Origin of the sequence: Acidovorax sp., assembly GCF_046291265.1 — a bacterium.
GTDB lineage: Bacteria > Pseudomonadota > Gammaproteobacteria > Burkholderiales > Burkholderiaceae_C > Acidovorax.
Map to the genome: position 1 here is coordinate 16,868 of NZ_JBKBTV010000002.1, position 18,155 is coordinate 35,022.

General features: G+C 64.5%; 20 protein-coding genes. 8 read left to right on the top strand and 12 right to left on the bottom strand.

Annotated elements, in window-relative coordinates; genetic code table 11:
- Positions 1-152: 152 nt before the first annotated feature.
- The gene (locus ACK41V_RS00955) at positions 153-3,311 is read right to left on the bottom strand and encodes a WD40 repeat domain-containing protein (RefSeq protein WP_409776510.1); all 3,159 of its coding nucleotides are present in this window, start codon (positions 3,309-3,311) and stop codon (positions 153-155) included.
- Positions 3,312-3,417: 106 nt separating this feature from the next.
- On the opposite strand from ACK41V_RS00955, the gene ACK41V_RS00960 reads away from it, so the two are divergent.
- Entirely contained in the window at positions 3,418-4,353 is a 936-nt protein-coding gene (locus ACK41V_RS00960) for a succinylglutamate desuccinylase/aspartoacylase family protein (protein WP_409776512.1), read from the top strand.
- A gap of 161 nt (positions 4,354-4,514) precedes the next feature.
- Here the strand turns inward: ACK41V_RS00960 and ACK41V_RS00965 are convergent, their stop codons facing one another.
- A complete protein-coding gene (locus tag ACK41V_RS00965; RefSeq protein WP_409776515.1) occupies positions 4,515-4,856 on the bottom strand; it encodes an HPF/RaiA family ribosome-associated protein in 342 nt (113 codons plus the stop codon).
- 127 nt (positions 4,857-4,983) lie between these two features.
- On the opposite strand from ACK41V_RS00965, the gene ACK41V_RS00970 reads away from it, so the two are divergent.
- Entirely contained in the window at positions 4,984-5,166 is a 183-nt protein-coding gene (locus ACK41V_RS00970; protein ID WP_409776517.1) for a hypothetical protein, read from the top strand.
- A 63-nt stretch (positions 5,167-5,229) separates the two neighbouring features.
- Here ACK41V_RS00970 and ACK41V_RS00975 read toward each other — a convergent pair whose 3' ends face one another.
- Positions 5,230-6,114, bottom strand: a complete 885-nt coding sequence (locus ACK41V_RS00975) for a LysR substrate-binding domain-containing protein (RefSeq protein WP_409776519.1) — start codon at positions 6,112-6,114, stop codon at positions 5,230-5,232.
- Between the two features lie 108 nt (positions 6,115-6,222).
- On the opposite strand from ACK41V_RS00975, the gene ACK41V_RS00980 reads away from it, so the two are divergent.
- Positions 6,223-6,633: a hypothetical protein gene (locus tag ACK41V_RS00980; RefSeq protein WP_409776521.1), complete on the top strand. Its 411-nt coding sequence runs from the start codon at positions 6,223-6,225 to the stop codon at positions 6,631-6,633.
- A gap of 179 nt (positions 6,634-6,812) precedes the next feature.
- Here ACK41V_RS00980 and ACK41V_RS00985 read toward each other — a convergent pair whose 3' ends face one another.
- From ACK41V_RS00985 to ACK41V_RS01000, 4 genes are all read right to left on the bottom strand, one after another.
- Entirely contained in the window at positions 6,813-7,352 is a 540-nt protein-coding gene (locus tag ACK41V_RS00985) for a DUF924 family protein (protein WP_409776523.1), read from the bottom strand.
- Positions 7,353-7,461: 109 nt separating this feature from the next.
- Entirely contained in the window at positions 7,462-7,677 is a 216-nt protein-coding gene (locus tag ACK41V_RS00990) for a hypothetical protein (RefSeq protein WP_409776526.1), read from the bottom strand.
- Positions 7,678-7,813: 136 nt separating this feature from the next.
- A complete protein-coding gene (locus ACK41V_RS00995; protein ID WP_409776529.1) occupies positions 7,814-8,734 on the bottom strand; it encodes a DMT family transporter in 921 nt (306 codons plus the stop codon).
- 236 nt (positions 8,735-8,970) lie between these two features.
- Positions 8,971-9,540 carry an MgtC/SapB family protein gene (locus tag ACK41V_RS01000; protein ID WP_409776532.1) on the bottom strand — a complete coding sequence of 190 codons (570 nt, stop codon included), beginning with the start codon at positions 9,538-9,540 and terminating at the stop codon, positions 8,971-8,973.
- 432 nt (positions 9,541-9,972) lie between these two features.
- On the opposite strand from ACK41V_RS01000, the gene ACK41V_RS01005 reads away from it, so the two are divergent.
- Entirely contained in the window at positions 9,973-10,563 is a 591-nt protein-coding gene (locus tag ACK41V_RS01005; RefSeq protein ID WP_409776535.1) for an NAD(P)H-dependent oxidoreductase, read from the top strand.
- 70 nt (positions 10,564-10,633) lie between these two features.
- Here ACK41V_RS01005 and ACK41V_RS01010 read toward each other — a convergent pair whose 3' ends face one another.
- Together ACK41V_RS01010 and ACK41V_RS01015 are read right to left on the bottom strand one after the other, a co-directional pair.
- The gene (locus ACK41V_RS01010; protein WP_409776537.1) at positions 10,634-11,584 is read right to left on the bottom strand and encodes an NAD(P)H-dependent flavin oxidoreductase; all 951 of its coding nucleotides are present in this window, start codon (positions 11,582-11,584) and stop codon (positions 10,634-10,636) included.
- Between the two features lie 97 nt (positions 11,585-11,681).
- A complete protein-coding gene (locus ACK41V_RS01015; protein ID WP_409776540.1) occupies positions 11,682-12,494 on the bottom strand; it encodes a pseudouridine synthase in 813 nt (270 codons plus the stop codon).
- A 132-nt stretch (positions 12,495-12,626) separates the two neighbouring features.
- Here ACK41V_RS01015 and ACK41V_RS01020 point away from each other — a divergent pair, with 132 nt between their 5' ends.
- Positions 12,627-12,962 carry an ankyrin repeat domain-containing protein gene (locus ACK41V_RS01020; protein WP_409776543.1) on the top strand — a complete coding sequence of 112 codons (336 nt, stop codon included), beginning with the start codon at positions 12,627-12,629 and terminating at the stop codon, positions 12,960-12,962.
- A 99-nt stretch (positions 12,963-13,061) separates the two neighbouring features.
- Here the strand turns inward: ACK41V_RS01020 and ACK41V_RS01025 are convergent, their stop codons facing one another.
- Positions 13,062-13,523 carry a TerB family tellurite resistance protein gene (locus ACK41V_RS01025; protein WP_409776546.1) on the bottom strand — a complete coding sequence of 154 codons (462 nt, stop codon included), beginning with the start codon at positions 13,521-13,523 and terminating at the stop codon, positions 13,062-13,064.
- A gap of 159 nt (positions 13,524-13,682) precedes the next feature.
- Here ACK41V_RS01025 and ACK41V_RS01030 point away from each other — a divergent pair, with 159 nt between their 5' ends.
- A complete protein-coding gene (locus ACK41V_RS01030; RefSeq protein WP_409776548.1) occupies positions 13,683-14,606 on the top strand; it encodes a DHH family phosphoesterase in 924 nt (307 codons plus the stop codon).
- Between the two features lie 33 nt (positions 14,607-14,639).
- On the opposite strand, the gene ACK41V_RS01035 is transcribed toward ACK41V_RS01030, so the two are convergent.
- Both ACK41V_RS01035 and ACK41V_RS01040 read right to left on the bottom strand, forming a co-directional pair.
- Entirely contained in the window at positions 14,640-15,932 is a 1,293-nt protein-coding gene (locus tag ACK41V_RS01035; protein WP_409776550.1) for an MFS transporter, read from the bottom strand.
- An 87-nt stretch (positions 15,933-16,019) separates the two neighbouring features.
- Entirely contained in the window at positions 16,020-16,457 is a 438-nt protein-coding gene (locus ACK41V_RS01040; protein WP_409776552.1) for a thermonuclease family protein, read from the bottom strand.
- A 591-nt stretch (positions 16,458-17,048) separates the two neighbouring features.
- Between ACK41V_RS01040 and ACK41V_RS01045 the strand changes: the two genes are divergently transcribed.
- Both ACK41V_RS01045 and ACK41V_RS01050 read left to right on the top strand, forming a co-directional pair.
- Positions 17,049-17,609, top strand: a complete 561-nt coding sequence (locus tag ACK41V_RS01045; protein WP_409776555.1) for a DUF2242 domain-containing protein — start codon at positions 17,049-17,051, stop codon at positions 17,607-17,609.
- A 162-nt stretch (positions 17,610-17,771) separates the two neighbouring features.
- Complete coding sequence (locus ACK41V_RS01050; protein WP_409776558.1) at positions 17,772-18,155, top strand: hypothetical protein; 384 nt, start codon at positions 17,772-17,774, stop codon at positions 18,153-18,155.

Consider the following 18,155-nt stretch of genomic DNA (forward strand, 5'->3'; position numbering starts at 1 on the left):
AGCCGGGGTTTGCTGTTGCAGTGATGATCAAACACCCAGATATAAAAAATCCGTAAAACCCGGTAGAAAAATCCGGTGCAGACTACAGCGAGAGTGCTGCTGGATTAGCGTACCCTCGAGCCCTTTTCGGGCCACGTGCTGACTGGTTACACCTACCACCGCAGCGGCCCCACTTCATCGCTCCAGAAGATCCACCGCCGCGTCTCCACATACGGCGAAGTGCCAATGGAATACGGGTCCATGCCCGTCTCCACGCGTTCCAGCGTTACCAAGTAGCCGCCGTAACTGCAGGCCACTATCGAGCTACCGTCTGGCGACACATCAATAGCACTGATCGTGCTGCCGATGTGGTGCCGCCACAAGTTTTGTCCCGTTTCATCTACCGCATGCAGGTAGCCATTGGCATCGCCCAGGATGACCAGGCCCGGCAAGGTGGCAGATGCATACACGCGCCACTGGCTGTTGATGGCCGGGGCTTCCTGCGTCTCCTTTTCGCTGTCTGCCGCGAGGGCTGGCAACGCTTCACCCACTGGCGTCGCCAGCGTGCAATCTCCGTAGAAGTGGCAGGAATTGGCAAACAGCTGCGCGCCATCGTGCGAGAAGGTGGCGTGGTGCGGGTAGGACGACAGGGGTTCGTAGCTGCGCAGCAACTGGCCGTCGGCGTTCAGCAGGATGTGCACGCTGTCTTGGTCGCCCACGGCGATGTGGCGCTCGTCCGGTGACAGGGCCATGTGCAGCATGTCGAGTGCGAGCATCGTGCCGCGGTCTTCTGCAGACTGGTTTTTGGGCCAGGTGTAGGGACCATCCTCGTCAAAGGTTTGGGGGTGTAGGCGTTGCACGCCGTGGTCGCCCAGAAGGTAGGTGCCTGTGGGGTTGCGCAGCAACACGCGCTGGCCGTTGTTGAAGGGGATGAGTTCGTCGCAACGCTGGCCGAGCGGGCCTGCCATGACTTCTACTGCGGGTGGCAAGCCTTCATTGCCTTGCGGTAGCGCAAAACGCGCAATCACGGGGCCGTCGAAGCCGTGGTGTGTGGTGATGTGTTGACCATCACTTTGGGCAAAGCAGTACCTGTCGGGCGAGCGGCCCAGGCCTTTGAGTGCAGGCAAGGGTGTGTGATGGCCGCCCTGCAGCGCGACCCAGTGCGCAGTGTCGTCGTATGCGGCGCCAATACGCGCCAGCATGCGGCCATCGTCCAGCGCAAACACGGGGCCGATGAAGCAACCTTTGTGGGCCGCGTGCTCCACGTAGGCATCGGCTGCAAACGCAAAGCGCTGGCGAAACCGTTCGGACAGGTCTTCGTCGGCCCACGCGCTGACGACGCGGGCCAGTTGCAGCACGGTGGGGGCTGCCGCCTTGCGGGGGTCTTCGGGCAGGTCGTCTTCGGTATCGTCGTCGCTGGGTTCGTTGTCCGCAACATCCCCTGGGTCGTCGCCGTGCCCTGACGCAGCGGCATCTGCACTGTTCTGGTCCGCGGCGTCCAGGACCAATTGGTGCGTGCGGATGGCCGCCACATAGCTTTGCCCATCTGCCTGCCATTGGTCTGACAGGATCATCAGCTCTACCGGGAAAACCGCTGCATCGGGAAGGTCAGGCGCCAGCGGGGGCGTGGTCAGCAGGTGCACTGCGGCCTCAATGCGCAGCGCCTCGGCTTTGCGGGCCTGGTCTTGTTCGTGTTGGGTGCGAATGCGCGTCTCCACCGCGCCATAAAAACGCAGCAGGCGGACAATGTGGTCTGCCGCACCGGCGGGCAGGGCGGTGCGGCTGTCGTTCTGCCGCTGCGAATAGCTGAACTCCACCACGGCAGGCCCATCGCGGGCTTCATCCACATCGATTTGGTAGGCGCTGTGGGCGTTGAACTCGTCATCGCCCGGCGCGTCGCTACCGTTTTGCCAACTGAGCTTGAGCGCGCGGCCCCAGGGCTCGCCGTCGTGCATGCAGGGCTGGCGGGCGCCCACCCAGATATCGCCGTCCCAGTAGCCGTTTTTGTCGCTGTCCCACCAGTCGTTGTAGCGCTCGGTGAACACCGGCAATGATGTGAACGCTTCGATACGCGCGGCGGTCAGTTCGGCCTTGAGGCGCTGGTGCAGCGGGTAGCGCGCGCGGTGCTGGCCCACGGCCTTGCGCACGTAGTCAAGCACGCCGCGCCAGGCGTGTTGGCAGGCCTTCCAAGCCTTCGGGTCGGCGTCGGGCACCAGTGCTTTCCATTCGCCGGGCTCGCCATCGGTGTAGTCGCGGTAAATCAGCGTGAGCTGGCGGGTGGTGGGCACGGTGCGGCGCAATACCGCGGCGGCGACACGCGCCATCAGCCCCTGGGGCTCGGGCACTTGTTCGACCGACAGGTAAAAGTCCCAGGTTTTCCACACCGTGATGAAAACGTTGTCGTCGCGCTGGTCTTCGTCCTCGTCCACATGGCGCTGGCACAGTGAAAAATCGGTTTGCTGAAACCAGCCGTAGGCCTTGTATTGCTTGTGCGCAATGACAGGGGTGTGCAGCACCGCCATGATGTTTTCGACACTGATGGTGTTGTCGGCGCAAAGGTCGTGGGCGATGGGGAGCAGGGCGTGGATGTCGGCGCTGCTGCGCGTGGCGTTGTCGCCCGCGCGCACGGCGGCCACCACAGCGTCGCGGTTCAACAACGCGCTGATACCGTCTGCGCCCGTGTCGGCATCGTTCAGAAACTCCGGGGTAAACACCGCTGCCACCCCCTCGCACGAGAACTCTGCGAGGTGCGCCACGCCGCGCACTTCGTCCAGCAAGAACTCCACGTGCTCGGGCCCTGCGATGTGCAGGTGGTATTCATCGGTGAACACGGCCACGCGGGCGGTCAGCCCGCCATGCACCCGCAGCTCACCATGGTTGTAGTGGCCCCACAGCAGGTCGTCCACCTGCAGCGCGCCGCCCACATGCAACAGTTGCCCGCCCACCACCGCGTTGTGCGCGTGGGCGTTGCCTGTCACGACGAGGTGGGTGGTGCCATCGGTGTCATCGCAGGTCAGCGCACCGTCGATCTGCAAGTGGCCTTCGATGAGGATGAGAAACGGTGCGCGCGGGAGTGTTGTGTCGTTGGCGCCGCCCTGCTGGTTTTGCAGCCATCTGCGCAGCGCGCTGCCCGTAGCCAGAGGCGCGTCCAGGTGCAGCTCGGGCAACTGCACGTCGCCGGTGATGTGCAGCACCTTCTCGCCGTCCAGCCCGTCCAGCCCGTCCGGGTCGTCCGGGTCGTCCGGGTCGTTGGCCAGGCGCTCGGCGATCCAGCAGTCGGGCGGTAACAGCGCGGTGACCTCGGTCAGCGGGCAAAGTCGGGCAATGGGCATGGTGCAGCAGCGGGGCAGTGGGACAACCGGCGGGCATCGTACACCCCGGTCTGCAGACTTCTGGCTTTGCATTGACAATGATGTGTTGTCTTATTAATTATCCCCCATGTCACTCAACCCTCCTGTTCTTGAAGTCCTGCCGCGCGACTTGTCTGCCTACCGCCAGGGCAATGTGGGCATCGACTATGTGCACCGTTTTGAGTCTGGCAAGCCCGGCCCGCACGTGTTGATCAATGCGCTGACACACGGCAACGAGATCTGCGGCATGGTGGCTGCCACGCACCTGCTGGACACCGGCGTGCGCCCCCTCATCGGCACGCTCACCATCAGCTTTGCCAACGTGGCCGCGTACGAGTCTTTTGACCAGAGCCGTCCGTTTGAAAGCCGCCAGCTGGTGCACAACCTCAACCGCGTGTGGTCTGCGGCCGAGCTGGACGGCACCGCCGAGAGCCCCGAACTGAACCGCGCGCGGGTGCTGCGCCCGGTGGTGGCGGCGGCCGATCACATTCTGGACATCCACTCCACCAGCCAGGATGTGCAGCCTTTTTGGGTGTACCCGGCCTACCCGCGCAACGCCGAAGCGGCACTGGCCATTGGCAGCCCGCCGGTGCACCTGGTGATGCCCAGTGGATTGGGGTCGGGAACGCCGCTGATCCAGCATGGTCGCCACGGTCAAGCCCTTGGCGACGGTGTGGCGCTGGTGGTGGAGTGTGGCCAGCACTTTCGCCAATCGGCCGCCGATGTGGCCACCGCGGCGGCGTTGGATTTTCTGGCGCACTTCGGGCTTGTCGAGGCGGCATCCGGCAGGTCTGCGCCCGGCGCACAGCGCCGCTATGAACTGCTGGAGACCTGCATGGTACGCACGCCAGACTTTGCGTTTGCGCGGCCCATTGAAGGTTTTGAGGTATTTGCCAAGGACGAGCTGATTGCGACCGACGGCACGCATGAGATTCGTGCGTTGTGCGATGACTGCACGGTGATGATGCCGACGCGGGAGCCCATCGTTGGCCGCGAGGCCGTGTATTTGACGCGGCCGATTTGAACAATTGCCCGACTGCACCACGGGCTTGTTCCTGCGCATGGGAACGGCAGGCAGCGGCATCGGTAAATCAGTTCAGGTGACTGCTGCCATTTGAACGCGCGGCTCAGGCGCCCAATCTGCAACTGCCGGGTGGACGCTGCACTCGGCAGGGTGCGTGATCGCTACTGCAAGGCTTCGGCCGTGTGTCCGCGCGGGCGACGGGTGGGGGCCGCGCGGCGCAACGTGCGCAGCAAGTGTCGGGCTGCGCGTGCCAAAGCATCATCCAGCGCTGTGCGCCAGTCTTTGGCGATGGACGAAACAATCACTTGACTCGATCCGTCCGTGCGCAGCGCGATCTGACAGCGCTTGTCCACACCGCCACGGGGGCCGTTCACGTCGTCCAGCTGAACATCTGCACGCGGCACCATCGTGTTCAGGCGCCGAAGGACAAACCGCACGCGGCGCTCGACGGTCTCGCGCATCAAGGTGGCTTCGGGATGGCGGGATTTAAAAAGTATCTGCATCAACGTTCTCCTTGGTTTGAGGTCGCACCTTAGCTCGCCCATCAGGCAGCGAACAGCAGATTTTTCCTGCCAAGGACATCTGAAAAACCAGGGGCTTGGCCACGCTTGCGGTATCGGAAAAGGTTCGGTGAAACAAGCCACCCCGGACGCTGTCATGGCGGAAGTGACGGAGCCTGAGTTGCAGCACAAGGTGCTGTACTTTGCCGGCACTGCGGCCATGGCCGACCACCACATCGCCGCACAAGAAGCATGGATCATGCGATCCGTGATGGCGCAATGGCGCATTGGCAAATTGCCCGCGCAGCAATAGCACCCATGCCGTTCATGCGGTGGAACGCCGGAACGCGCTGAGGGGTCCAGCCTTGCACGCGAATCACACCGCGTGCGCAGACGCCACCATCTGGCGCACCAGCGGATGGTGTTGCCCCCGCCGCGACCAGATGGCATGCACTTCCTCGCTGATGCCAGGGCAGTCACCCAGAAGGCGTAACCCACGAACCAGCCCTACGTCCTGGGCGCCTAACTGGCTGACTGGGAACACTCCCAGCCCCCGTGCCGCGAACACGGCCAGCAAGGCGCTGTCTTCAAATTCGCCCACCACCCGCGGCCGCACACCGATGTCCTGAAACCAGCTATCCAGCGTAGAGCGCAACGGAGAATGGAACGTGGGCAACAGCACCGGCATGTCCTGAAGCGATTGCGGAAACCTGTCGCGCACCGGCTTTTTGACCAACGATGTCGGTCCATACCATTGCAGTGTGGAGCGGGCGATCCGCTCGCTCGACAGGCGCTGGTTCGGATTGCGCGGCGCAGCTTGCCCCGCCAACACGACATCCAGCTGGTGCAGTGCCAGCTCGGACAGCAGTTCGTCGAACTCCCCCTCATGGCACACCAGCCGCAAATGGGGCGTGGACAGCACCGGCTCCAACAGGGCATGCGCCGCCAGTTTAGAGATGCCGTCAGAGAGTCCTACGGACAGCTTTGCCACCTGGGCGCTGGCGGCTTCTCGCACCTCTTCGGGGATGCACTGGCCTAGCTGAAAAATCTCTTCTGCTCGCGCATACGCCGCTTGGCCCGCCTCTGTCAGCGCCACTCCGCGGCCTGACGGCTTGAGCAACTGGTGACCGAGGGATTTCTCCAGATCACGCACCTGAGCGCTGATGGTCTGCACCGCCATTTCCAGGCGGTCGGCGGCGCGGGCAAAGCCACCTTGCTTGGCAACCATCCAGAAATAGTAGAGGTGGCGGTAGTTGAGCATGCGGTCCACAGTTCGGAAAAACCGAATACTAGATTCGGCTGAGCCTCATGTCTATTTCTCTTCCCCATGCCCATACTCGCGACTTGATTTTTTGAAGGACAACATTCGATGTTTTACGCGATCACTTGGTTTCTCTCGTTCATGCTACTGGCACTGTGGTCACTGGCCTGCTGGGGTGCGCATGCAGTGACGGTTTGGGCTTTGTCCAGCGCAGGCACCCTGGCCAATGGCACTAGCAGCATGGATGCAGTTCTGTTGCCCGAATGGATTCGCGGCTGGATACCGCCCCAGTTGGCGCAGGAGTTTGCGTCCATGATCACCACGTTAGCGTCCGTGGTTCAGGCGGCTATGGATACGGTGCCCGCCCTTTCTGGCGCAGTCTCGGTATTGGCGTGGGCCATCTGGGGACTGGGCGCCCTGGTTCTGCTGGCTTTTGCTGTCGGCGCGCATATCCTGATCGCGGTGTTCAAACGCCGCAAGACCAGCTCGGGTGTCCACGGCGCTGCAGCTACGCGATGACGTGGTCCTTGTCTCGCCCGCGAGGTCGGTGAGATGGGTGTGATGTGCCGGGCCCATCACACTCGCAGAAGAAGCATCGACCTGGCCACATGCCCAGCCTCCCGCCTCGCTTATTGCGGCACGTTCGTCGATGCCACTGCTGACCTGGCCTGACATTGCGCGTAACGGCGCAAAAAGTATCAGAACGACGAGCCCGGCTGCTGCAAAAACGCCAGCTCCTGGGCTGTGGATGTGCGGCCCAGCACGGCATTGCGGTGCGGGTAGCGCCCAAACCGCGCAATGATGTCGCGGTGCAGCACTTCAAACTTGAAGTTGTTTTCCAGCCCCGGTTGGTCGAACAAGCGCATGGCCTGCTCGTGGATGGCGGCTGATTCGCTGTGCATGTAGGGCATGTAGGCGAAGGCGCGCTGTGGGGGTGGCAAAGCTGCGTCGTGCTGCCCGGCCACCAGTTCCTGGGCCAGCGCCAAGGCCTGCGTGTCTTGGGCAAACGCCAGCGGCGAGCCGCGGTGGATGTTGCGCGAGAACTGGTCCAGCACCAGGATCTCCGCCAGCCGACCCTCTGGCGTCGCCCGCCAGGCCCACAGCTCACACCGCTGCGCTGCCTGCCACGTGGCGCCAAAACGCACGCGGATCATTGCGTCGATGGCGTCCTCTTGCGCGAAGTGTTGGGCGGGGGAGAGTTCTTCGAACCAGAAATGAAGAATGTCTTCAGCTTGCATGGTGATTTTTGAATGAAATTGGGCTCTAGCGCTTGATCATAAAGCGCTAGCAGCTATCAATTTCATAGTTTTGGGCGGCGGGTTTTCGATGCTCCGACCCGTAGGCTTATTAACCCTTGATCTTGATCTTGCCCTCGCGCACGTATTGGTTGAACTGGTCCTTGGGAATGGCGGCAGAGCCCACGGCGTCGTTGTCTGCGGTCCAGCTCAAGGTGGTGCTGTCTTTGGAGGGCTCCAGTTCGACCGGGCCTTTGGGAATGGTCAGCGGTGCGCCGTCCCCCGGGGTGTAGGTGACGTGGCCGTGGATGGTGGCTTGTTGGGTCATGGCGGTTTCCTTGCGGCGTGTGTGCCGCTGTGGTCGATCGCCCATTAAAAAACGCGGGTGGCCCGAGAGGTGTAAGACCATGCCCCTGGTGCCCGCGGGCTGTTGCCGCCGGTTGGGGCGGGCCGCGTGTGGTGTGTCAGGGCGGAATGACGGGCGGCGTGCGTTCTTGCCGCACCAGGTACAGCCCGCTGCCGATGATGATGGCACCGCCCAGCAGGGTGTAGGCGCCTGGCACCGCCTGCCACAGCACCCAATCGAGCCCCATGCCCCAGGCCAGGGCGGTGTATTCAAACGGCGCCACCACCGACGCCTGCCCGTGCCGGAACGCCTCGGTGATCGCCAGTTGGCCGCCAAACCCCGTCACCGCGAGGCCCGCCACCAGCGGCCAATGGGCCTGCGCCACCCCGACCCACTGGGGCCACGCCAACGCGCCTGCGCCCAGCGCCAGAAAGGTGGTCGTCCAGAAAACCAGGCTGGCACTGGAGTCCGTGCGCGTCAGCACGCGCCCCGTGATGGCCGACACGGCGTAGCCCACCGCGGCGCCCAGCACGGCCAGCGCGCCCACGGTCAAAAATGCATCCTGGCTGGGCCGCAGCGCCACCACCACGCCCACCAGCCCCAGCGCAATCGCCACCCAGTGGGCAGCGCGCACCTTCTCGCGCAGCACCACGGTCGACAGTGCGGTGATCAACAGCGGGGCAATGAAAAACAGCGTGTAAGCCTCCGCCAGGGCCAGTTCTTTGAGGGCGTACGCAAACAACGCCAGCATCGCCACGTTGAGCACGCCACGCAGCAGGTGCAGCCGCCAGCGCACTTTCAGCAAGCCGGTCACCTCGCCGCGCCACACCACGTACAGCACCACCAGCGGCAGCGCCGCCCACCCTCGGAGCGCAGCCACCTGCATGGCCGGGTAGTGGGCTGACAAGGTTTTGAGCAGCGCGTCCATCACGGAGAAGAAGCCCACGGCCACCACCATGGCGATGATGCCGCGCAGGTTTTCAGCAGACGTGGCCGGGGGCGGTGCTATGGCTACGGGCTTGCTGATGGCGTCAGACATGCGGGCGCCTTGGGTGTGCAAGCAGATGTGCGGGTGCTTGCCGCGCGCGGGAAGAAGCAAGGTGCGAAGCGGGTTTCGCGACGGCGAAGCGTGGGGGCCAGGGCATGGGGAAAAGGGCTCGGCGGCGCCACAGGCGCGCGTGGTTGGTCGTGGTGGGTGCGGGGCCAAAAAGTGTAGCGCACCGTGCCAGGCCCTGAGCCCCGCGATCCAGTCCCAAAGGCCTGGGGCCGTGCCGCTCAGCCCTTGTCGTGTTCGTCGCTTGTGCCTTTGGTGTCTCTCGCGTGGTTGGCGCCGTTTACGTCCCGTTTGCCCCTTTCTCCCCTTTCACCGGTCACGACATCGTGCAAGAACGGAATCAGCCACAGCACCACCAACGCCAGCACCGTGGTCAGCACCGCCGTGGCCTCTTGTCCCAACCCTGCCGCCACACCGATGGCCGCGGTCAGCCAGATGCCAGCGGCGGTGGTCAGGCCCTTGACCTGGTTTTCCGCGTCGCCTTTGAGGATGGTGCCCGCCCCCAGAAACCCGACGCCCGCGATGATGCCCTGCAGCACCCGGCTGCCGTCCGCCGGGCCAATGCCCGCTTGCTGCGACACCAGCACAAACAGCGCAGCGCCCATGGCCACCAGCATGTGCGTGCGTACGCCTGCGGCCTTGCCCGCCAGCTCGCGCTCCCAGCCCAGCAGACCACCCAACAACCCCGCCATGCCCAGGCGCACCACGATGCGGGTGGCCTGCGCGATGTCGGGCACGTCTGAAAATTCTGCGGCGACGGTGGTCGCAATCTGTTGCCACCAGCCGCTCATGGCGCAACTCCTCGGTGCATGTGGATGGCGATCAGAGGCAGGTTTTTAGCGCGTGGGGACATAGGGTTCCTCAAGTGAGCGGTGGTCAAAAGGCCATGGAATGCAAGGTGCTGAATGTGCCGCCTTGTCTTCCAGCGCCATGGGGTGGGCCACTGTGGCGCGCAAAAACAGCGGTGTCTACCGGTGCGCGGCGCGGGCATTGGTAGGAGCCAGCCGACGCACAGCTCTACGGTTCTTGCAGATTGATACGGTAAATATCTGGTCAAATTGGCCTCTAGCGCTTATTGGTAAAGCGCTACCAGCTATCAATTTGATAATCTAGGCGCCCCCTTGCGACCCAGGCGCTGACACAGAGAGTTAGCTGGTTGAACCTGTGAGAGCGGCGTAGAGTCTGAATCCATTTGGGAATTGGCACGCCCACAAGGAGCTTGAATGGACCCCCAACGCATTGTGCTCATCCAGGGACACCCGGATGCCACCGCCCCCCACCTTTGCCACGCCCTGGCGCAGTCTTACGCCGATGGCGCTACGGCCGCGGGCCACGAGGTGCGGCACGTCGACATTGCCACCATCGACTTCCCCTGGCTGCGCAGCCAGCATGAGTGGGAGCTGGGCCTGCTGCCCGCAGCGCTGAAACCCGCGCAGGCCGACATTGGCTGGGCACAACACATCGTGCTGTTTTTTCCGCTGTGGCTGGGCGACATGCCGGCGTTGCTCAAGGCGTTTTTGGAGCAGGTGGCGCGGCCCGGGTTTGCATTTGCCGCAGAAGGCAACAACCCCTTCGGCCACAAAGGACTCAGCGGGCGCAGCGCCCGCGTGGTGGTCACCCTGGGCATGCCCGCGCTGGTGTACCGCTGGTACTTCCGCGCGCACAGCGTGAAATCGCTGGAGCGCAACATCCTGGGCTTTGTGGGCATCGCCCCGGTGCATGAGACGCTGGTGGGCGGCGTCGATCAACTGGGGGAAGACGGTGTGGCCAAGTGGAAGCGCCGCATGCAGGCCCTGGGGGCCAAGGCGGGGTAGATGCCGGGCTGCGGCGGCAAGCGTTTTTTGCGCAGCCCCGCGGCTGCATCACCCACCGGACACCAAGCAGTCAACCAAAGCTGCGTGCAGCGCCCATGGCCCCCATCCGCTGGCTGATCGCAAAAAACTCCGCCACCGTGTCGTCGATGATTTGCTGCGCGGTTTTGACCGAGTCAATCAGCCCCGCGGTCTGGCCCGCCAGTGCGGGTGCGGCCTCCATGTCGCCGTCAAAGTACACGCGCTGGATGCCATCAAAGCTGTCGGCGGGCATCAGCCCCGCTTCATGGATGGCCAGGGTGCGTTCGGACTTGAGCGCGCGAATGCAGGGGCTGGCCTTGGTGTTGAGCATCCAGGTGCCCGTCACGCCCGCATCGACGATGGCGTTCTTGTAGTTGGCGTGCACGGGGCTTTCGGCGCAGCTCACAAATCGCGTGCCCATCTGCACGGCTTCGGCCCCCAGCGCAAACGCCGCCGCCATGCCGCGCCCATCGCAAATGCCACCGGCAGCCACCAGCGGCACATCCACCCGCGCGCGGATGGCCTGCAGCAGCACCAGTGTGGAGACTTCTTCGGGGTTTTTGAAGCCGCCACCTTCACCGCCCTCGACCACCAGTCCGTCAATGCCCGCGTCCACACATTTCAGCGCGGTGTCTACCGTGGGCACTGCGTGGTACACGGTGATGCCCGCGTCCTTGAGCGGCGCGATGAACTTGGCCGGGCTGCCTGCCGAGGTGGTCACAAACTTCACGCCCGATGCGCAGACAAACCGCAGCATGGCGTCGTCCTTCAAAAAGCGGATGGGCAGGTTCACGCCAAAGGGCAGGCCCAGTGCGCTCATCTTGGTGATCTCGGCCTGGCAGTTGGCCGTTTCGCCGGACGACGTTTCGATGATGCCCAGCCCGCCTGCACGGGACACTGCCGAGGCCAATTGCGTGCGCGCGATCCAGCCCATGGGCGCCTGGATGATGGGGTAGCGGGCGCCGGTGTGGGCGAGGACGCGGTTGGTGGCGGGTGCGGTCACAGAGTCTCCTGATTTTTGGAGTGCCCATTATTTCGATGGGTGCGTGGCCGCCATGTCGCCCGCGTTACGGTGGTTTGCGCGCGAACGGGTGTTTGCGTCAGAGGGATGACGGGCCCTGGGGCCGAGCGGTTTCTTCCCAGGGCAGCCTTACAAAAAGCCGTTGCCAGTCGCTACTGGGCGCAGCGGGCATGCCATCTGTAATGGAAAGCGCCTCTGCCACGCCGCCGAAGACAGGTGATTCAGGCCATAGCAGGCCGCTGTCAAACGTCATCGCAACGCCCGACACCGGGTGGGGCACCGTCAACTGCCACGCATGCAGCCACAGCCGCTGCTGCCCCAGCCGCTCGGCCCACCAGCGGTTGATGGGGCCTTTGCCATGCGTAGCGTCGCCGATGATGGGGTGCGCCAGGTGCTTAAGGTGGCGGCGAATCTGGTGGCGCCGCCCGGTGGTGGGAACCGCCTCTACCAGCGACACGCGCGTGCTCGCAAAACGCGCATCGCTGGACTCTTGCAACGTGGCCTGCGCCAACCGCCGAAAGCGCGTGTGCGCATCCTGCACCGCAGCGTCAGGCGGGGCGTCATCGGGCCGCAGGGCGTGGTCCACGTCCACGGCCTCTGGCGCCCAGCCGCGCACCAGGGCCAGGTAACGTTTGTGGGTGGTGTGGTGCTCAAACGCCTGCGACAGCGCCCGCGCCGCATCGCTGTGCAGCGCCATCACCAGCACGCCGCAGGTGCCTTTGTCCAGCCGGTGCACGGGGTACACATGCTGGCCCAACTGGTCGCGCAGGGTCTGCATTACAAACCGCGTCTCGCCCGCGTCCAGCCCCGTGCGGTGCACCAGCCAGCCTGTAGGCTTGTACACGGCAACCAGGTGCTCGTCGCGCCAGAGGATGTGCAGGGGAGGGGGCATGGCAGGGCGGGGCACGGGCGCACCGGCAGCGCCACGCCCCTTCTTTGGTGGGGTAGGGAAGGCGCGCATTGTGCCGCACACAGGCCTGCCTAAACTGGTGCGTTCTCTGTAACGCACTCAAGGAACAGGCCAATGTCCGCTGGAGACTGGAAAGACATGTATGCCGCCGCCGTGGCGGGCGACCTGGCGCTGGTGCGCCACCACATCAACGCAGGCGTCAACCCCAACTACCAGCACCCCGAGATTCTGTGCACACCGCTGGTGGCCAGCCTTATCCACGGCCACAACGAGATTTCGCATTACCTGCTGGAGCATGGTGCAGACCCGCAGTTGCGGTCGGACTTTGACGACATGACGCCGCTGGAAGCCGCACGCCGATACCGGCGCAGCGAGTTTGTGACGCTGCTGCGGGCGCGCGGCGCAAAGGAAGAACGCAAACCCTTCTGGTGGCGCTGGTTGCCAATCTAAGACCCCCCCTGAGTCGCTTCGCGCCATCCCCCCAGGGGGACGCCGCCCCTGCGGCGGGGCGGCCCTTGCACGGCGGCACTCGCCTGGGCCGCGCCAGTTTCAGCGTGCTGCTTCCTTTGCTCGCATCTTGGCTGCGATGTATTCGCCGTGCGTGACATGCAGCAAACCCGCCACCTTGCTGATGGTGTGGTTCTCATTGGCGTCAATGTGCGTGTCGGCGTAGGCCACTTGCCACATCGCTTCGACCAGGCGGATTTTCTGGTCCTGCGTGAAGTGGTCGTTCAGGCTGCCGGTAAAACGCTGGTAGTCGTAGGCCGTCTTGGACGTGGTCTCGGCCAACTCCAGCAGGCGTTCCAGTTCATCGTCGCTGAGCGAAAACTTGCTGCGCAGCGCGGTCACCATGGTGGTGCGCTCGGCGTCGTCCATCGATGATTCGGACCGCACGACCTCCACCAGCAGCACGGCGGCGGCCAGTTGCAGGGCGTGTTCGCGCTCTGCGGGCGATTGGCTGGGGGCGGGCTGGGTAAAGCTGTCAAACAGGTCTTTGAGTGTCTTGAGCATGGGGCGGCTTGATATACAAAACAGAAAAGGTGGAGGACGCGGCGCACCGTTGGTTCCCCGGGGGGCGTGCTCCGTGAACAGGTCTATGGCCGATGGTGGCGGCGGCAGTTGCCATCTTTTGCTCGCCCCGGCCTGGGCGGCACGCGACAATCGGGGGTCATGAAGAAAACCATTCTCCCCCTGCAACTGCTGGTTGCCCCCGATAAACACGACCCGTCCCCCCTGGTGCTGTACCACGGGCGCCATTGCCCCGATGGCTTTGGCGCCGCGCTGGCCGCGTGGCTGTATTACGGCGACAGCGCTGAATACTTAGGGCTGGACCACGGCGATATCAAGACGGTGGACGACCTGCCCCCCGTTGCGGGTCGCACGGTCTACATCCTTGATTTCTCGTTTGCTGCCGACATCCTGCACGCCATCGACGAGCGCGCGGCCAAGCTGGTCATGCTGGACCACCACAAAAGTGCCGCCGAAAAGCTCACCGGATTTGCCTGCCGCTGCGGTGTTGTGCACTTTGACATGGACAAGTCGGGCGCGCGGCTGGCGTGGGAGTTTTTCCACCCGCACGTGCCCGTGCCCCCGCTGCTGCAATATGTGGAAGACCGCGACATCTGGAAGTGGGAGTTTGCCGAGAGCGCAGGTTTTCTGTCGGCGCTGGACATGGAAGAACAAAGCTTTGCGCGCTGGAGCGAGATCGCGTCCTTCACGCCCGAGCAGCTCACGTTGTTCATGGCGCGGGGCGCCGCGATGGACGAGAAATACCGCAAGCTCGCCACCGACATCGCCGAGGGCGCACAACCGCTGGTGTTCAACGGCGTCGAAGGCCTGATGGTCAACGCGCCGGGCATGTTCCACAGCCTGGTGGGTGACATCCTGTCTGCCAAGACCGGCACCTTTGCGCTGATGTGGAGCGCAGGCGCCAAGGGCGTCAAGGCGGGCCTGCGTGCCCAGCGCAACTTTGACTGCATCGCGCTCGCCGAAAGCATGGGCGGCGGCGGCCATGCGCAGGCCTGCGGCTTCAAGATGGGTGTAGAGCGCCTGCCCGAGCTGCTGACCGGCACTTTCAACGCAAAAGCGTCGTAGGCGCCATCCCGGTAGCGCAGCGAGCGGCCAACGTCAATGCGCGTTGGCCGCCTCTTCAAACCGGTCCACTTCGCGCAACTGCTTGAAGGCCAGCGTCCAGCCGCCCACCACGCCCAGTGTGCACAGGCCGCCCACCACAGCGGCAGGCACCGCGCCCAACCAGGCCGCGCTGGTGCCCGCGCGAAACTCGCCCAGTTCGTTGGACGAGCCGATGAACAGCATGTTCACCGCGTTCACCCGCCCCCGCATGGTGTCGGGCGTCGAGAACTGCACCAGCGCGCCGCGGATGTACACGCTCACCATGTCGGCCGCGCCCGCCACCAGCAGCGCCGCAAACGACAGCCAAAACAGCGTGGACAGCGCAAACACCAGGTTGGCCACCCCAAACACCGCGACCGCGATGAACATGGTGCGCCCCACCTTGTGATTGAACGGCCGCATGCTCAGGTACAAGCCTGCGCCTACCTCGCCCACGGCCATGGCGCTGCGCAGCGCGCCCAGGCCTGCGGGGCCCACGTGCAGCACCTCGTGTGCGTAGATGGGCAAAAGCGCCACCACGCCGCCCAGCAACACGGCAAACAAGTCGAGCGAAATGGTGCCCAAAATGATGGGCCGCGACCGGATGAAGGTGATGCCCGCGCCAAAGCGCTGCCACATCGTGCCCTGCGTGGGGCCGGGCGCCGTGGCGTAGGCCACCACCACGCGCAGCAGCAGCACCACGCCCAGCACAAAACACGCGCAGCACACGGCGTAGGTCAGCTCGCCGCCGCCCAGCGCGAACAGCAGCCCGCCCAGCAGCGGCCCGCCAATGCTGGCGGTGCGCATGAGCATGCTGTTGGCGGCAATGGCCTGCGCCAGTTGCTCGCGCGGAACGATCTGCGGCAGCAAGCTCTGCATGGCCGGGCCTGAAAAAGCGCGTGAGCAGCCATACAACACCAGCACGGCATAAATGCCAGCCACACCGCTGGTCCCGTGGCCCGACAGCCACCACAGCAGGGCGCTGCATACCGCGCCCACCGACCAGCTGATGGCCAGAATGCGCCTGCGGTCAAACCGGTCGATCAAATCACCCGCGGGCAGCAGCAGGCACAGCATGGGCAGAAACTGCGCCAGGCCCACATAGGCCAGCGCCAGCGGGTCGCGCGTCAGGTCGTACACCTGCCAGGCCACCACCACGGCCTGCACCTGGGTAGCCACCACGGCCACCACGCGGGCGATCAGGAAGGAGACAAAACCGGCATGGCGGTAGACGCTTTCGGGCGCGGGCGCCGGATCAGGGTGGGCGGGTGCGGAGGGCGGCGAGGGAGGCAAAGAGGGAGCAGTCACGGAACAAGGCGCAGGCGAGAGGTGGGACAAGGCAAGCGGGCGATGCTATCGGGTTCGGCCATTGCCTGCAGAGCGCCGCGCGCTGTGTCAACGCGCGTGCCGGTGGCGGTAGTCCCACGGCGCCAGCGGGCGTTTTTGCGACCACAACCCTGTGCCACTGGCCCGGGCCTGGCGCTGCAACGGCGCCAGTTGGGAGTGGTGGCTGGCATAGGGCGTGTACACCCATGCCAGCCCTGCGCGCACCTGCGCCGTGGCCACATCGGTGTTGCCACAGCGCACGGACGCCACGGTGCGGCCATAGCTGTCCTGGTCCACCGGTCGCAACGTGGCGCGCTGCTTGAAACACAGGCGCGCCAGGTTCTGCCGCGATTTCTGGCCAAACGCCTGGCGTGACTCGGGGGCGTCGATGGCGGCAATGCGCACTTTCACCTGTTGGTAGGCGCCAGGGTTGCCGCAGCGCACGGTCAGGGTGTCGCCGTCGCTGATGGCGACGACCAGGCAGAGCAGGGAGGCGGCGAGGGGCACGGTGACAAGCAGAAAGAGGTGGGAGACCTGGGCGCCACGGGCCGACTGCCCTGGGAGCAGGCGGCCTATGGATCCGAGAAATTTGAATGATTTTGGCCGCTAGCGCTTTATTCACAAGCGCTAGCAGCTATCAATAGTGTAGCTTTACCTCGCATGCGCCAGATCACAGGGGCAAAGTGCGTTGCACAGCGCGGTTTGGAAAAATATGGGTCAAATCAGGCTCTAGCGCTTATTGGATAAGCGCGAGTAGCTATTATTAAGTGAGTATCATGGCTTGCATGCCCCCAAGCGCGCAGCAATTTGATACGTTGAACCCGTGCCAATGGGTAATGCCCACGCGGCGTTGGCCCCATAGTGGGTGCCGACACGCCTTGGGCCGTCACGCAGGCAAACGGCGCCGCTTTCTACAATGGCCGGAACCCGGGCCCCCTGCCCGCCATCACAACCCGAGTGCTGCGCACCCGCGTGTCACCTCCCCGCCGACTGCCTGGGCAAAAAATGATGCCAACCACACACCACAAGGAGTCCCCGGTCTTGAGCCTTCCAACGCCACGCCAACCGTTCCCTTCGCAAATCTCTTCGCAAATCGCCATGGCCCCCCGTGGCCGGTCGCGGGTTCTTGCAACCGCCGCAGCGGCCACTGCGGCCCTGTGGCTGGCGGGCTGTTCTGCCACCGGCGGCGGCAAGACGTTTGGGGTGCAAGAAAGCTTCGGGTCGGTCGCCACCTACTCGCGCCTGTTTGACGCCACACCGGGCCAGACCTGCGAAGCCTCGCGGCGCGCGCTGCTCAGCCAGGGCTACATCATCTCGACCGCCACGGCGGATTTGGTAGAGGGCAAAAAGAGTTTTCAGCCCGAAGCCGAGTCGCACCTGCAGATGGTGGTGCGCGTGGTCTGCGTGCCCGAAGCCAATGACGGCAAGGTCAGCCTGGGGTTTGTCACCGCGCTGCAAGACACGTATTCGCTGCGCAAGACCAACAACTCCGCCAGCCTGGGCGTGGGCGCCATCGGCTCGGTGTCGTTGCCGTTTTCGTCCAGCAGCGAATCGCTGGTCAAGGTGGGCAGCGAGACGATTTCGAAAGACGTGTTCTACGAGAGCTTTTTTGACCTGGTCAAACGCTATCTGGTGATCGACCAGGCGCAGGCGAATTGACGCCCACCCGGCCGGAGCAAGCTGCCCCGCCAGCGCCAAGCTTTCCTGCCCTCTTTACTTTTGCCGGTGCTTGGAACACCATCTGCCGTTGAGACGCGCCGGTTTGCGGCTTGTGCCGCTTCGTCCGCAGATGCCCGCGCACCACCTTGAAGGAGACCTTCCATGGATTCAGTCACCTCGCTCGCTCCATCCGCCACCAACCGCTACCAGGGCGTGACCCGCAACACCGCTGCGGGCGACGAAAACTCCCAGCGCACCGCTGCGGCTGCGGACACTGCGACGCAGCAGCCCCAGGCCACCACGGTCACGCTCAGCCGCCGCGCGCAAGAGCTGGCGGCCCGCCAGTCGGATGACGACGCCCGCGCAGCGGCCGAAACGCAGCAGTCCGCCAGCGCTGCGGATGCCGCGCAAGAGACCCGGCGCACCCAGACCGCCCAGGCGACGGAGCAGGCAACGCAGCAAGCGGATGCCAGCGGTGCGCGCGCCCAGGCAGATTCGCAGTTGCGCCGCGCCTATGCGGATTCAGAAGGTTCGGTGGCCCGCTGA